Consider the following 14,295-nt stretch of genomic DNA (forward strand, 5'->3'; position numbering starts at 1 on the left):
CACTATACCGAGGCACCCCGGCCGGACGAGCACAGGCCGCAGCCTGGCCTTTGGGCGGAGGCGGCTCGCCCGGCCGACATGCGCGGCATCACCCGGCATGTCGACCGCCGGGTCCGAGCCTGCGCGGTGGCAGCGCCAAAGCAGTAGATGGTTTCGCGACGCCCGTACCGCATCACGTATTGCAATCCGCCACGCTGCCATTACATCCACGAGGCGCCGCTGCATCCACGTCGCGGCGCCGCCCGCCGATGGCCTACATCCCATGACCCCTCCGCACGCCGCCGCGCTTCCCGTCCGCCGCCTGCGCCGGCGGCGCGGGCTGCAGGCCGCTGCCGCCCTCCTCGCCCTGTCCACGGTGATCCTCCTGGCCACCTCCACCTCCATCGCCGGCTACCCGGACTCGCCCCGTTACATCGACGGCCGCTTCCGCAACCAGGACCCGCCCCGTCGCCCGGCACCGGACGCGCCCGAGGTGGGCTGGCTCGACTTCATCTTCAACAAGCCCGCGGGCACCGTGCCCGCCGCGCCGATCCCCGTCCGCAGCATCACGCGCGCCGAGCTCGACGCCGCGCCCGATCGCAGCCTGTACCGCCTCGGTCATTCGACGCTGCTGATCCGCCTGCGCGGGCACTGGTGGCTCACCGATCCGGTATTCAGCGAGCGGGCCTCGCCGGTGCAGTGGGCCGGCCCGAAGCGCTTCCATCCGCCGCCGATCGCGCTCGCCGAGCTGCCGCCGATCCGCGGCGTGCTGCTCTCGCACGACCACTACGACCATCTCGACCGCGCGAGCGTGCGGGCGCTCGCACGAATCGGCGCCCGCTTCTACGTGCCGCTCGGCGTCGGCGACCGTCTCGTCGACTGGGGCGTCGACGCCGCACGGATCCGGCAGTTCGACTGGTGGCAGGGCGCGACGATCGACGGGCTCGCGCTCACCGCCACGCCCGCACAGCATTTCTCGGGGCGCACCCTCGCCGACCGCGACCGCACCCTCTGGACCTCCTGGGTGATCGAGGATGGCGACTTCCGCCTCTTCTTCAGCGGCGACACCGGCTACTTCAGCGGCTTCCGCGAGATCGGCGAGCGCTTCGGCCCGTTTGACGTCACCTTCCTCGAAACCGGTGCCTACAACGCCAGCTGGCCCGGCGTGCACATGCAGCCGGAGGAGACCGTCCAGGCGCACCGGGACCTGCGCGGCCGCTGGCTGCTGCCCGTCCACAACGGCACGTTCGACCTCGCGATGCATGCCTGGCAGGAGCCCTTCGAGCGCGTCACCGCGGTCGCGCGCGAGCGCGGCGTGCGGGTGACCACGCCGGCGTTCGGCGAGCGGCTGCAGCTCGACGCGCCGCATGCGGGTCGTCCGTGGTGGCGCGAGCCGGGCACCGCCAGCGACGTGGCGTCTCATGCGTCACCGGCGGTCGCCCCGCTGCGGGACGCGCGCTGAGGAACCGAGCGCCTCGCCGAGCGTGCCACGACGTACCCTTGGAAGCCCGACAAGGCGTCGACGCGAGCGACGCGAACCCGCATCGCGACGGAGCGAGCATGCCGAACGACCTGATCGTCCACCCCTTCAGCGACGCACTCGCCGCGGACTTCCGCGACATCAACGCCGAATGGATCACGTCGATGTTCCGGCTGGAGGACACCGACCGCGACGTCCTCGACCATCCGCGCGAGCGCATCATCGACACGGGGGGCGACATCCTCTTCGTCGAAGCCGCCGGCCTCGGCATCGTCGGCGCCTGCGCCCTGCAGAAGACAGGCCCCACCAGCTTCGAACTCACCAAGATGGGCGTGCGCGAGAGCGCCCGCGGCCGCAAGGCCGGCGAGTTCCTCCTCGCGGCCGTCATTGAGCGTGCCAACGCGCTCGGTGCCGACCCGCTCTACCTGCTCACCAACACCCGCTGCGCCGCGGCGATCCATCTGTACGAGAAGCTCGGCTTTCGGCACGACGCCGCGATCATGGCGCGCTACGGGGCGCGCTATGCGCGGTGCGATGTGGCGATGCGGTATGTCGGCCCGGTGCCGTGAACCGCGGCGCCCGCGTCAGTCGATGATCGCGTGCGGTACGAAGCGCGAGGTGTTCTGGGTGATCCGCGTCGCGTCCTCGCGCACACCCATGCCGACCGGTGCGTCGGCAACGACCCAGCTGCCGAGCAATGGAAAGTGGCCATCGAACTCGGGCAGCGGATGGTAGGCCTGCAGGATCGCCGCGCAGTCGTCGTACGGGCCCGGTGAACTGACGCGCTCGCCCGAGGGCGTCATGAGGTCGATGTTGGCGCCTTCGCGGGAAAACAGCGGCTTGCGCACCCAGCCGGGGCGCAGCCGGTGCGTCTCATCCTCGAAGAAGGCCGGCAGCAGGTTCGGATGCCCCTCGTGCCGCTCCCACAGCAGCGGGAGGATGGCCTTGTTGGACAGGATCGCTTTCCACGGGGGCTCGATGATCTGCATCTTGTTGGACAGCAGCTCCGGACCGAACCGCTCCACCATCATGAATTCGAGCGGGTAGAGCTTGAAGAGCGTCTGGATGACGTTGTCGCGATCGTCCGTGAACCAGCCCTCCTTGCTGATCCCGATGTCCTCGATCGCCACGTAGTCCGTCGCGATCCCCACCTGGTGCGCGCAGTCGCGCAGGTAGGCCACCGTGGCGCGATCCTCTTCCGAATCCTTCACGGCGGAAAAGTGGATCCCGGCGCCGATGCGCTTCTCGCGCGCGAGGAACGCGAAGGCCTCGCACAGCGCTTCCTGGATGCGGTTGTACTGGTCGGCCGCCGCGGGGAGCGCGCCCGACCGCGTCAGTTGTTCGAGCCACAGCCACTGGAAATACGCCGCCTCGTAGAGCGATGTCGGCGTGTCGTAGTTGAGCTCGTAGAGCTTGGCCGGGCCGGTGCCGTCGTAGGCCAGGTCCATCCGTCCGTAGACGTGCGGCTGGCCGCTCGCCCACGCATCACGGATCCAGTCCCAGTAGCGTGCGGGGATCGCGAGGCGCTCGAGGAGGTGTTCGGACTTGACCACCTCGTCGACGAGGTGCATGGCCATGTCGTGCAGCTCGCGCGTCGGCTCCTCGATGTCGTCTTCGACCTGCCGCAGCGTGAACGCGTAATACGCACGCTCGTCCCAGTACCGCTCCCCGTCGATGGTGTGGAACCGGAAGCCCAGGCGCTCGGCCTGCTCCCGCCAGTCGACCCGTTCGGCGATCGCGATGCGCTTCATGCAGTACCCGGCGGAGCGGAGAGCGCGACGCGCTCGAGTGGGTGAAATAGGGCCGATGCCGCGCCGATCAACCGCCCCAGCCTCGGCCGAAGGAATTGCGCGCGGAGGACGTGGAGCCGAAGCCGGAGCGCGACTCGGAGATGGCACGCGTCGGCGGCGCCGGCGGCGGCGTAGCGGTGGTCGGATAGCCGGGGCGGCCGGTCGTGGCCGGGTAGCCGGATCGATAGCCGCCGGCGCGGTAGCCGGCGTCGTACCGACGCTTCCGTGCATACGCGTCGCCGACCTCATCGAGGGCTTCGGCCAGCAGCATGCCACCGACGAAGCCCGTGACCGGGCCGATCCACAGGGCGCTGCCGTTCTCGTTGACCTGCCCGCACGGCGCACCCAGCGCGCCCTCGCAGTCACCCTGCGAGCCGTAGCGCGGCGAGGCCGCGAGCACGCGCTCGAGCTCGAGCTTGCAGTCCTCGGTCTGCATCCGCTCCGCCGTGGAGCAGTCCACGCCGGTCTGCGTGACCTGCGCGGTACCCCAGTCCTGATCGGCATTCTGCGCGCCGGTGATGCCCGGGTTGTCGCAACCTGCAAGGGCCATCGGCACAGTGGCGACGAGGGCGAGTCGGAGGTGCTTCGAGCGCTTCATGGCGTGTCCTCGCGTGGAACTGCTGCCGGCGGTCGTGTGACCGCCGCGGATCGTCGCGGCCCTAGCCGCCGAAGGAACTGCGTGCGCCTGCGACGCTACCGAAGCCCGAGCGGGAGATCGTGATCGCACGCGCCGGCGGGCTCGGATTGCCGGCCCTGCCGGTGACTTTTCCATAGCCCGAGCTGACGTAATCCCCCTTCGGATTGAGGTAGTCGCCGCTCCGCTCGCGGTAGAGCGGCAATGCGCCGGTATACCGGTAGCCGCCGTAATAGCCGCCGCCGCTGGCGCCGTCGTCATCGTCCCGCTGCCGGTAGCCGAGCAGGAAACCGGCCATGGGCGGGATCCAGTACAGCGCATTGCCGGGCGCCGGCATGCAGTTGCCGAACTGCTCGTCGCACTGGTAACGGTCGTCGAAGCGCGGCGCCAGGCGCTCGTGCTCGGCCATCGCCTGGTCGAACGCGCTCTGGCATTGCGAAAGCTCGACCTTGTCGACGCGCTCGCAGTCGCTGCGCGTGTACAGCAGCATTCCGGTCTCTTCCTTGGGCCAGGCCATCCAGGCCACGCCGCCGGCGATGAGGCCACCCCAGACGAGCGTGTTCCTGAGCTGCTCGCGCTTTTCCTGTGCCTCGATCCGGCGCAGCGCTTCGCCGGGGGACGCGCCCAGCGTCGGCGCATGCAACCGGCTGCTCGTCTTCCGGGACTTCCTCGAACTCACGGGGTCATCGCCGCCGCATTGATGAGGCCGACCGCGATCGACGTACTCGCCGCGAAGATGCCCGCCGCCGAGACGTTCTCGGTGATCTGCTTCGAGATGCCGCCGACCACGGCCCGCGCGAGCAGGTAGGCCACGATCTGGATGACCGCGGCGACCGCGCCCCAGATGGCCGCGTCCGCGAGGCTCACGGAATGCGTGATCGCCGCATGCAGTGGCAGCGCGAGGCCGATGAGGGTGCCGCCGAATGCGGTCGATGCGGCGACATTGCCCTGGCGGATCAGGGTGAAATCGCGATGCGGAGTGATCATCGCGACCGCCAGCACGGCGACGATCAGGATCCCGAGCCCGGCAGCGAAATAGGCCAGGAAGGCGACGAAGCTCTGGGCATTGATGACTGCATTCATGGGTGCGTCCTTGAAGAAATGGGAACAGATGCGTCGCCCGCGGGCGCGTGGCGGTACGGCATAGGCCGCGCTCAGGTGATGTCGAGGTCGGCCTCGGTGAGGTCCAGCCCCACCGCGTAGGTGACGCAGAAGTCGTTCGGCCCCGAGTCCTCGCCGGTCACCAGCAGGAACTCCTCGCGGTCGAGCTCCGGCACGTGGCGGCCGTACACCATCGCGTAGTGCGTCAGGTCGTCGTCGCGCCGTGGCGGCGTGCCACGGTAGAGCACCTCGTCGAACGCCGTCGGGGGGATCTGCGGCCCGCCGTCCGGGCTCGTGACGCGCTGCCAGCGCTTGCCGGCGAACTCGATCTCTTGCGCGCCAAGATGCGGATTGCTCGTCACGAACTGCTGGAAATGTGCCTTCGTCGGCGGGTTCACCGTGTCGAAGAACACGAAGGCCTTGATCGACTCGATCAGCTCGCCGCAGGTCATCACCTGCACGTAGGCATCGTCCTCGAGATAGAAGCGATGCATCGCATAGCCGTCGCCGAGATCGATGTGGCCGTAGCAGGCGACGCCCTGGTGCCCCGCGGGCAGCTCGGCGCTCATCGCCCCCGGCGCGACCCGGTACAGCGTGCGGTCGAACTCGATGCGCCCGCCGATGCGGACGCCGAGCGGCAGCGCGTGGCGAAGGTCGCCGGTGGCAGGCGGAACCGGCGGCGGTTGCCGGCCGCCCCGACCCGTCAGCTTGTCGAGCCAGCTCATGCGGGCACGCCCGCGAGGCAGCGCAGCAGCGAGGCGTCGATGCGGCGCGCGGCCAGGTAGTAGACGACCGTGCCCGCGGGCACGGTCGCCGTGTCGGCCGGGTTGATCTGGGCGGCGCCCGTGCCGTGTCGCATGCCGATGAAGATGCCGCCGTGGCCCTTCAGGCAGGCGGCGACCTGCTGCACCGTCGCGTCGACGCCGTCGGGCACCACGAGGCTGAACTGCGCCTGCCCCTCATCGCTCGACAGCAGGTCCTGCGTGAGCGCGGAGCTGCCCGGGTCCTGCGCGGCGCGCGCGATCACCTCGGCCGTCATCGGGCGGGTGCACTCGACCTGCGGGTAGTGGCTCTTCACCAGCTTCGACGCCGCATCGCATTCGAAATGCGCGACCACGTGCGCCGAAGGCCGATGCGCCATCACCGCGAGCACGGCGGCGAGCGTCTGGTCGTCGGTCGGCGGATTGATGATGATCCGGCGCGCACGGGAGACTGCCGCGCGCGCGAACGACGAGGCATCGGCATAGGTGGCGATCGCGACGAAACGCATCTGCTCCGGCCGATGGTTCTCCCGAAGCTCCTCCGCCACCAGCACGAGGCCCTCGTCGTCGGTCGCGGTGTCGCTGAGCAGCAGGTCGACCAGCCGATCGGTCTCCGTGCCCCGCCAGCCCACCAGTACGGTATGGCCTTCCATCTCGTCGTAACGCATGCGTCCCTCCCGGTGGCGACGCCAGTAAGCCGAAAGCCCGACGCTCGTCTTCGTGAGCACCGCCGCGAAGAAGGCGACGGAGCCCGGCATCAGCAGAAAGGCCACCACCATCCGGCCGAGCGTGGTCTGCGGCGAGAGATCGCCGTAGCCGATCGTGGTCGCCGTGGTCATGTAGTAGTACGGAAACGCGTTCGGGGCGACGAGCCTGTCCTCGCCCGCCACCACCAGCAGCGCCCACGTCAGCAGCATGTGCGCCACCAGCGCGAGCACCACGGCGAGCCAGCTCACCCGCCGGATGTGCCGGCCGAGCGCCTTCCCGAGCCGTCCGAGGACCCACACGACCGCAGCGCGCTCAGTTCGTCGAATCGGTGCGCGGCACGCCGACCGGCTCCTGGTTCGGCGACAGCGTGGCATGGATCGTCGGCACCTCGTGCGCGAGCTGCGCCGGCTTTCGGAAGCGCGCCAAGACTGCGTCGGCGCTCGAGCTGTCCTCGAGCAGGCCGGCCGCGGCCAGCTTGCGGTTGAGCTCGCCGTCGCCAGACGTGGCATCGAGCTCCTCCGCGGCCTCCAGGCGCGCGCTGGTCTCCAGCTGCCGCTGCTTGATGCGCTCGAGCGATTCCAGCGCATTGCTCATGCCGCTGGTGGCACCCGCCGTGCGCGAGGCGATGGCCATCTGCGCCTTCTGCACCGAAGCCGTCGCCTTGACCGTGTCGACCTGCGTACGCAGCGCCTTCACCTGGCCCTCGGCCTTCGTGATCGTCGCCTTGAGCGTCACGATCGACTTGTCCAGGTGCGCCTTCGCGGCGAGTTCGCCCTGCTGCTCGGTCTCCAGCGGCGCGAGCTTGCCGGCGACCTCGCGCGCGAGTGCCTCGTCGTTCTTCGCGAGGGCGCCCTCGATGTAGCGCGTGTACTCGGCGATCTTCTGCTGGCGCGCCTCGATCTTCTGGTCGGCGAGCTTGCTCTGCGCCATCAGCTTGGCGAGCTCCTGCCGCGACTGGTTGAGCTGCGTGCTCGTGTCACGGATCTCCTGATCGAGGATGGTGATCGCGTTCTTGTCGACGACGGCCTGGCCGGCCTCGTGGGAGGCACCGCGGAACAGCGTGAACAGCTTGGACAGGATTCCCATGGCAGGCCTCAGGCGAAGAAGGACTTGAGCGATTCGGCGGCGTCGATCGTGTTGATCGCGAGAGCCTGCAGCTCCTCGTCGACGTCATCGGCGCAGGACGCGGCCGACAGCTCGCCGAAGACGATGTAGGTGTCGCGGCCGTCGATCTGCGTCAGACCGAGGTTCGACAGCGGATTGATCGGATTGATCCGCATGCAGGCCTCGTTGAAGCCCGCGCGATCCTTCACCTGCGAGGCGTCGACGAGGATCGTCGACACGAAGATCTGCGAGCCCGATGCCGCGACGACCACCTGCATGTCGCCGTATTCGTGCATCGTCACGTTGATCGCCGGATCGGATGAATCGATCAGCTGCACGGTGATCTGCGGGTTGCCCTCGTACTTCTGGATGAGCTGCTCGTAGAGGTCCCGGGTGCTGCACTCGGTCATTGGAGGTTCCTGGTGGAGGGATCGGGCATGGGCGGACGGTGGACAGGTTAGCGGCGAAAGGCGCTCGCCGCAGCGGCCGTCCGATTGTGCAGCACGGATGCGTCGCGGCGCCTGTGGCGGACGGGATGGTCGCTCGGGAAGCACGCGACTCAGCGCGGCACGTGCCCTCCGGTGCTCCACCGGACGCCGCACGCATATCCGGCAGTCGGTGCAGGCGCTCGTCGGCTTGCGCAGCTTCCGATGCACCCACGTGATGGGCCGGGACAACTACGCGACGGATGCCGATCTCGCCGCGCGAGGTGGAGGGTGTCGAGCGTGTTCGACACATCGCTGATGATCAGCGGGCCGTCCGCCAGCAGCCGGGGCCGCGCCGCCGACAGGAAACAAAAAACCCGCCACAAGGGCGGGTTTCGTTCAGCCTCGAGGGATCTGCAGCATCTCGAAGCGATGTAGTGGTGCCCAGGAGAGGACTCGAACCTCCACGGTTTTACCCGCTAGTACCTGAAACTAGTGCGTCTACCAATTCCGCCACCTGGGCCCGGCCGGTGACGTGGTCGCCGGCGAGGGCGCAAATTCTCGCCCCGGCGGCCGGATGTGTCAATGGCGCGTGCACGTCGGCCCGGTCGCGGCCGCTGAGACCTCCCGGGGCGATGCTGGCCCGATCCCGCGCGCACGTAGAATCCCATGCGAAATCGCTCTCCCGCGGGCCGTGCCCGCGCCCTCGCGAGCGCCGCTCGCGTCGCCACCCGGACGTCCATGACCGACTCCCCCCGCTCCACGTTCCACGGCTTCGAGCAGATCCCGCTGCGCGAGTATGCCGAGCGCGCCTACCTCGATTACTCGATGTACGTGGTGCTCGACCGCGCCCTGCCCTTCATCGGCGACGGGCTCAAACCCGTGCAGCGCCGAATCGTCTACGCCATGAGCGAGTTGGGGCTCAATGCGGGCGCCAAGCCGAAGAAGTCCGCGCGCACCGTGGGTGACGTGATCGGCAAGTTCCATCCGCACGGGGACTCGGCCTGCTACGAGGCGCTGGTGCTGATGGCGCAGCCGTTCTCGTACCGCTATCCGCTGATCGAGGGCCAGGGCAACTTCGGCTCGCAGGACGACCCCAAGTCGTTCGCGGCGATGCGCTACACCGAGAGCAAGCTGACGCCGATCGCCGAAGTGCTGCTGGGCGAGCTCGCGCACGGCACGGTCGACTGGGATCCGAACTTCGACGGCACGCTCGAGGAGCCGAGCTGGCTGCCCGCGCGCCTGCCGCACCTGCTGCTCAACGGCACCACCGGCATCGCCGTGGGCATGGCGACGGACGTGCCGCCGCACAACCTGCGCGAGGTGGTGAGCGCCTGCGTGCGCCTGCTCGACGATCCCGATGCGACCACGAACGACCTGTGCGAGCACGTGCAGGGGCCGGATTACCCGACCACGGCCGAGATCATCACGCCGCGCGCCGACATCCTGCAGATGTACGAGACTGGCTGCGGCTCGATCCGCGCCCGCGGCACGTGGATCAAGGACGGCCCGAACCTCGTCATCACCGCCCTGCCCTACCAGGTCTCGCCGAGCAAGGTGATCGAGCAGATCGCCGCGCAGATGCGCGCGAAGAAGCTGCCGTGGCTCGAGGACATCCGCGACGAGTCCGACCACACGAACCCGACCCGGATCGTGCTGGTGCCGCGCAGCAACCGCGTCGACGCCGAGCCGCTGATGGGCCACCTGTTCGCGACGACGGATCTGGAGCGCACGTACCGCGTCAACTTCAACATCATCGGGCTCGACGGCAAGCCGCAGGTCAAGGGCCTGAAGGCCTTGCTGACCGAATGGCTGCAGTTCCGCAGCGACACGGTGACGCGCCGCCTGACGCATCGCCTCGAGCGCGTGGAGCGCCGCCTGCACCTGCTCGAAGGCCTGCTGGTCGCGTTCCTCAACCTCGACGAGGTGATCCGCATCATCCGCACCGAGGACGAGCCGAAGCCCGTGCTGATCGCGCGTTTCGGCCTGACCGAGGAGCAGACCGACTACATCCTCGAGACGCGCCTGCGCCAGCTGGCGCGGCTGGAAGAGATGAAGATCCGCGGCGAGCAGAAGGAGCTCGCCACGGAGCGCGAGCGTATCCAGGGGATCCTCGGCAGCCGCGCGAAGCTGCGCAAGCTGATCAAGGACGAGCTCCTCGCCGACGTGAAGAGGTTCGGCGACGAGCGCCGCTCGCCGCTGGTCTCGCGTGGCGCGGCGCAGGCCATCAGCGAGAGCGAGCTGGTCGCGAGCGAGCCGATGACGGTGGTGGTGAGCTCGAAGGGCTGGGTGCGCGCGGCGAAGGGCCACGAGATCGATGCGGCAGGCCTGTCCTACCGCGAGGGCGACGAGCTGCTCGCGGCGGTGCGCACCCGCAGTACGGCGCAGGTGGCCTTCCTCGATTCGACGGGCCGCAGCTATTCGGCCGTCGTCCATTCCCTGCCATCCGCGCGCGGCAATGGCGAGCCGCTGACAGGCCGCTTCTCGCCGCCGCCGGGCGCCTCGTTCCAGGCCGTCGCGAGCGGCGACGCGGAGCAGACCTTCGTGCTCGCCACCAGCCACGGCTATGGCTTCGTGACGAAGTTCGACAACCTCGTCGGCCGCAACAAGGCTGGCAAAGCGATGCTCTCGCTGACGCCGGGCGCGCACGTGCTGCAGCCGGCCGTGGCGCCGATCGTGAAGGGCTCACGCGTGGTGGTGGCGACGAGCGCCGGCCACGTGCTGGTGTTCCCCATCGGCCAGCTGCCGGAGATGGACCGCGGCAAGGGCAACAAGATGATCGACATCCCGAAGTCCAAGCTCGGTACCGAGCGCGTGGTGGACGTCGTCGTCGTGGCACCGGACAACTCGCTGCTGGTGCTCTCGGGCGCACGCACGATGACGCTCGGCTACAAGGAACTCGAGGCCTACATGGGCCAGCGCGGCGCGCGTGGCGGCCTGCTTCCGCGTGGCTGGCAGAAGGTGGAAGGCCTGATGGTCGAGTAGCGCCGCTGCCTGCAGGCCGCCATGCGGCATGGTGCCTCGAAACGACGGGGCTCGACGAGCGGCCCGCAGCGATGCGGGCCGTTCCGTTTCGTACGTCGGGTGCTCGTGATTCGACCGCGGGGCTCGTCGGTCGCAGGCAACGCGGGATACTGAAACCCGCGCACACCCCCTCCCCGCGGTGGCACCCGCATGCTGCAATGCCTCGTTCCCGACGGAGACGAGACATGGACGCGGCATTCTGGCATTCGCGCTGGCAGGAATCGCGCATCGGCTTCCACCAGGACCGGCCGACGCCGCTGATGCTCAAGCACTGGCCGTCGCTCGCGGCCACGGCCGGCGAGCGCGTCTTCGTGCCGCTCTGCGGCAAGTCGCTCGACATGGCCTGGTTCGCCTCGCAGGGGCTGCGCGTACTTGGGGTGGAACTGTCGCCGATCGCGATTGCCGAGTTCTTCGACGAGCACGGCTTGTCGCCGACCGTCGAGCGCTCGCCACTCGGCGTCCACCATCGCGCAGGCCCGATCGAGATCATCGAGGGCGACGCGTTCGCGCTCGACGCGGCCGCGCTCGCCGACTGCAGCCTGGTCTTCGACCGTGCCGCACTGATCGCGCTGCCTGCCGAGCTGCGCGTACGGTATGCCGAACGCCTGTACGCGCAGCTGCCCCCGGGCTGCCGCGGCCTGCTGGTCACCCTCGAATATCCGCAGCACGAGAAAGCCGGCCCGCCGTTCGCCGTGCACGCCGACGAGGTGCATACGCTTTTCGGTCGGGACTGGCGGGTCGACCGCCTCGAGCAGCGCGACATCCTCGACACGCAGCCGGCCTTCCGCGATGAGGGCGTGTCCGCCCTGTCGACGTCCGTCTACCGGATGGAGCGCCGCTGACGGAATCGCGCGGCTAACATCGCCGACAACGACACGGTGATGGACGGCGGCATGCGCATCGGCAGGATCCTCAAGCGGCTCGCGATCGTCGTCGTGGCGCTCATCGCGGCGGTGGTGCTCGCCATCTGGCTGCTGATGCGCGGCAGCCTGCCGCGGCTCGACGGTCGCGAGGCATTGGCCGGGCTCGGTGGACCGGCGCGCATCGAGCGCGATGCACTCGGCGTGGCCACGGTGAGCGCGGGGGGCGAGATCGACGCGATGCGCGCGCTCGGCTACGTGCACGGGCAGGAGCGCTTCTTCGAGATGGACCTGATGCGCCGACTCGCGGCCGGCGAGCTCGCTGCACTGTTCGGCGAGCGCGCGCTCCCGCTCGACCGCGAGCACCGCCGCGACCGCCTGCGTGCACGCCTGCGCGCGACGCTGCCGGCAACCCTCGGCGCGGAGGCGGCCCTCGTGCGCGCCTATGCGGAAGGCGTGAACGCCGGTGTGGGCGCGCTGCGCACCCGGCCCTGGCCCTACCTGCTGCTGCGTCGTGAGCCCGCGCCGTGGCGCGAGGAGGATTCCGCCCTCGTCGTCTATGCCATGTACTACGACCTGCAGGACGCGGCCGGCCGCCAGGAGCGCCTTCGCGCGGACGCACGGCCGCACCTGCCGGCGGCGGTGTACGCGCTGCTGACGCACGCCGGCAGCAGCTGGGATGCGCCGCTGCAAGGTGCGTCGCGCGGCGATGCCGTGCTCCCGGGTCCCGAAGTCGTCGACCTGCGGCGCACGCCCGCGGGCTCCAGAACCGCGCCGGCGCGACGCGAGCGCGCCGAGGTCGGCAGCAACAACTTCGCGGTCGCCGGATCACTCACCGCGGACGGCCGCGCGATCGTGGCCGACGACATGCACCTCAAGCTGCGCGCGCCGAACATCTGGTACCGCGCGCGCCTGCGCTATGCCGATCCGCGCGCGCCCGGCGGCCGGGTCGACGTCGCCGGGTTCAGCCTGCCCGGCGTGCCGGGCATCGTCGTCGGCAGCAATACGCACGTGGCCTGGGGCTTCACCAACAGCTACGGCGACTGGGTCGACTGGCTGCGGATCCCCGACTGCACGCGCGCGCGGTGCGCCGGGCGGCGGATCGTGCAGGAACGCATCGACGTCGCCGGCGGCGCGAGCGTGATCGAAGCGGTGCACGAGAGCGACTGGGGCCCGATCGAGGCGTATCGCGCCGACGGCACGGCTCTCGCGCGGCGCTGGGTGGCGCATGTGCCGGGCTCGGCGAACCTCGGCGTACTCGCGATGGCACGCGCGCGGTCGCTCGACGAGGCCATGGCGGTGGCCGACCGCGCGGGCATGCCAGCGCAGAACCTCGTCGTGGGCGATCGCGACGGGCGCATCGGCTGGCGCCTGATCGGGCCGGTGCCGCAGCGCGCAGCCGGCTGCCGGCCGACGGAGCTCTCCGATCCGCGCGCCTGCCCGCCCTGGGGGATCGCATCGAAAGGCGCGCCGGCCGTGCTCGATCCGGCGGACGGCCGCGTGTGGACCGCGAATGCACGCGTGGTCGATGGCGAGATGCTCGCCCGCATCGGCGACGGCGGGTACGTGACCGCGGTGCGCGCCCGGATGATCCGCGACGGCCTGCAGGCGCGCACGCGCTTCACCGAGCGCGACCTGCTGGCGATCCAGCTCGACGACCGCAGCCTGTTCCTGCAGCGTTGGCACGCGCTGCTGCAGGCCTCGGCGCGACGCGGCGCCCCCGGCAGCGCCCTGCGCGCGCTGGCCACCGCGGCACCGACGCTGGAGCCGCGCGCCGCGGGCGAGGCGGTGGGGTATCGGCTGGTGCGCGCATGGCGAGAGCGCGTCAGCGCACGCATGGCCGACGGCCTTCTGGGGCCTGCGCGCCGCGCGCTCGGCCCGAAGGCGGAGCTCCCGGAGCCGCTGCAGTTCGAGGGCGTGGCCTGGCCGCTCGCGACGCAGCGCCCGCTGCACCTGCTGGATCCCGCCTACGCCTCGTGGGATGCGCTGTTCGAGGCGGCAGCGGCCGACGTGCGCGACGAGCTCGCCCCGCGCGGTGCGCTGGCAGCGCGGACCTGGGCCGAGCGGAACACGGCGTCGATCTGCCATCCGCTCGCGGACGCGCTTCCCCTCGGCAGGCGGCTGCTCTGCATGCCCGCCGATCCGTTGCCCGGCGACACACTCACGCCGCGTGCGCAGGGGCCGGACTTCGGCGCGTCGCAGCGCATGGTCGTCGCACCGGGCCACGAGGCCGACGGCATCGTGCACATGCCGGGCGGCCAGAGCGGAAACCCGCTCTCCCCGTTCTGGGGCGCGGGCCATGCCGACTGGGTGCAGGGCCGACCGACGCCGTTTTTGCCAGGCGCGACGCGCCATGCGCTGGAGCTGGCGCCGGCGGCACGCTGACGCCCTGCCGGCGGGCGCATCGGTGCGCGGAGCTGATGCGAGCA

At 70.2% G+C, this 14,295-nt stretch carries 13 protein-coding genes and 1 tRNA gene; 5 read left to right on the plus strand and 9 right to left on the minus strand.

What is annotated here, in order from left to right; all coding sequences use genetic code 11:
- Positions 1-262 precede the first annotated feature (262 nt).
- Positions 263-1,441: an MBL fold metallo-hydrolase gene (locus tag ACYVJJ_RS13115; protein WP_460834199.1), complete on the plus strand. Its 1,179-nt coding sequence runs from the start codon at positions 263-265 to the stop codon at positions 1,439-1,441.
- A 98-nt stretch (positions 1,442-1,539) separates the two neighbouring features.
- A complete protein-coding gene (locus ACYVJJ_RS13120) occupies positions 1,540-2,028 on the plus strand; it encodes a GNAT family N-acetyltransferase (RefSeq protein WP_460834201.1) in 489 nt (162 codons plus the stop codon).
- Positions 2,029-2,043: 15 nt separating this feature from the next.
- On the opposite strand, the gene ACYVJJ_RS13125 is transcribed toward ACYVJJ_RS13120, so the two are convergent.
- From ACYVJJ_RS13125 to ACYVJJ_RS13165, 9 genes are all read right to left on the minus strand, one after another.
- Entirely contained in the window at positions 2,044-3,210 is a 1,167-nt protein-coding gene (locus ACYVJJ_RS13125; RefSeq protein WP_460834202.1) for a glutathionylspermidine synthase family protein, read from the minus strand.
- A 67-nt stretch (positions 3,211-3,277) separates the two neighbouring features.
- Positions 3,278-3,847 carry a DUF1190 domain-containing protein gene (locus ACYVJJ_RS13130; protein WP_460834204.1) on the minus strand — a complete coding sequence of 190 codons (570 nt, stop codon included), beginning with the start codon at positions 3,845-3,847 and terminating at the stop codon, positions 3,278-3,280.
- Between the two features lie 61 nt (positions 3,848-3,908).
- Positions 3,909-4,562, minus strand: a complete 654-nt coding sequence (locus tag ACYVJJ_RS13135; RefSeq protein WP_460834205.1) for a DUF1190 domain-containing protein — start codon at positions 4,560-4,562, stop codon at positions 3,909-3,911.
- Positions 4,559-4,966 (minus strand): DUF350 domain-containing protein, encoded by a 408-nt coding sequence (locus ACYVJJ_RS13140; RefSeq protein ID WP_460834207.1) that lies wholly within the window; start codon positions 4,964-4,966, stop codon positions 4,559-4,561. Before ACYVJJ_RS13140 ends, ACYVJJ_RS13135 begins: the two co-directional genes overlap by 4 nt.
- Before the next feature lie 71 nt (positions 4,967-5,037).
- Positions 5,038-5,709, minus strand: a complete 672-nt coding sequence (locus ACYVJJ_RS13145) for a YjfK family protein (RefSeq protein ID WP_460834208.1) — start codon at positions 5,707-5,709, stop codon at positions 5,038-5,040.
- Positions 5,706-6,701 (minus strand): potassium channel family protein, encoded by a 996-nt coding sequence (locus ACYVJJ_RS13150; protein WP_460834210.1) that lies wholly within the window; start codon positions 6,699-6,701, stop codon positions 5,706-5,708. The genes ACYVJJ_RS13145 and ACYVJJ_RS13150 overlap by 4 nt, the downstream gene beginning before the upstream one ends.
- A 64-nt stretch (positions 6,702-6,765) precedes the next feature.
- Entirely contained in the window at positions 6,766-7,539 is a 774-nt protein-coding gene (locus ACYVJJ_RS13155) for a PspA/IM30 family protein (protein WP_460834212.1), read from the minus strand.
- A gap of 8 nt (positions 7,540-7,547) precedes the next feature.
- The gene (locus ACYVJJ_RS13160) at positions 7,548-7,967 is read right to left on the minus strand and encodes a YjfI family protein (protein ID WP_460834214.1); all 420 of its coding nucleotides are present in this window, start codon (positions 7,965-7,967) and stop codon (positions 7,548-7,550) included.
- Between the two features lie 453 nt (positions 7,968-8,420).
- Positions 8,421-8,505 (minus strand) — tRNA-Leu (locus ACYVJJ_RS13165).
- Between the two features lie 218 nt (positions 8,506-8,723).
- Here ACYVJJ_RS13165 and parC point away from each other — a divergent pair.
- From parC to ACYVJJ_RS13180, 3 genes are all read left to right on the plus strand, one after another.
- A complete protein-coding gene (parC, locus tag ACYVJJ_RS13170; RefSeq protein ID WP_460834215.1) occupies positions 8,724-10,967 on the plus strand; it encodes a DNA topoisomerase IV subunit A in 2,244 nt (747 codons plus the stop codon).
- A gap of 224 nt (positions 10,968-11,191) precedes the next feature.
- Positions 11,192-11,848 (plus strand): thiopurine S-methyltransferase, encoded by a 657-nt coding sequence (locus ACYVJJ_RS13175; RefSeq protein ID WP_460834217.1) that lies wholly within the window; start codon positions 11,192-11,194, stop codon positions 11,846-11,848.
- A gap of 51 nt (positions 11,849-11,899) precedes the next feature.
- Entirely contained in the window at positions 11,900-14,251 is a 2,352-nt protein-coding gene (locus ACYVJJ_RS13180; RefSeq protein ID WP_460834218.1) for a penicillin acylase family protein, read from the plus strand.
- Positions 14,252-14,295: the final 44 nt, after the last annotated feature.

This window comes from Lysobacter humi (ex Lee et al. 2017) (assembly GCF_054781815.1).

Bases quoted from the DNA above. Each gene is read 5' to 3' on its own strand.
- ACYVJJ_RS13175 (WP_460834217.1), top strand. From the start codon at position 11,192: ATGGACGCGGCATTCTGGCATTCGCGCTGGCAGGAATCGCGCATCGGC.
- ACYVJJ_RS13180 (WP_460834218.1), top strand. From the start codon at position 11,900: ATGCGCATCGGCAGGATCCTCAAGCGGCTCGCGATCGTCGTCGTGGCG.
- ACYVJJ_RS13160 (WP_460834214.1), bottom strand. From the start codon at position 7,967: ATGACCGAGTGCAGCACCCGGGACCTCTACGAGCAGCTCATCCAGAAG.
- parC (WP_460834215.1), top strand. From the start codon at position 8,724: ATGACCGACTCCCCCCGCTCCACGTTCCACGGCTTCGAGCAGATCCCG.
- ACYVJJ_RS13130 (WP_460834204.1), bottom strand. From the start codon at position 3,847: ATGAAGCGCTCGAAGCACCTCCGACTCGCCCTCGTCGCCACTGTGCCG.
- ACYVJJ_RS13140 (WP_460834207.1), bottom strand. From the start codon at position 4,966: ATGAATGCAGTCATCAATGCCCAGAGCTTCGTCGCCTTCCTGGCCTAT.
- ACYVJJ_RS13155 (WP_460834212.1), bottom strand. From the start codon at position 7,539: ATGGGAATCCTGTCCAAGCTGTTCACGCTGTTCCGCGGTGCCTCCCAC.
- ACYVJJ_RS13145 (WP_460834208.1), bottom strand. From the start codon at position 5,709: ATGAGCTGGCTCGACAAGCTGACGGGTCGGGGCGGCCGGCAACCGCCG.
- ACYVJJ_RS13115 (WP_460834199.1), top strand. From the start codon at position 263: ATGACCCCTCCGCACGCCGCCGCGCTTCCCGTCCGCCGCCTGCGCCGG.
- ACYVJJ_RS13120 (WP_460834201.1), top strand. From the start codon at position 1,540: ATGCCGAACGACCTGATCGTCCACCCCTTCAGCGACGCACTCGCCGCG.
- ACYVJJ_RS13125 (WP_460834202.1), bottom strand. From the start codon at position 3,210: ATGAAGCGCATCGCGATCGCCGAACGGGTCGACTGGCGGGAGCAGGCC.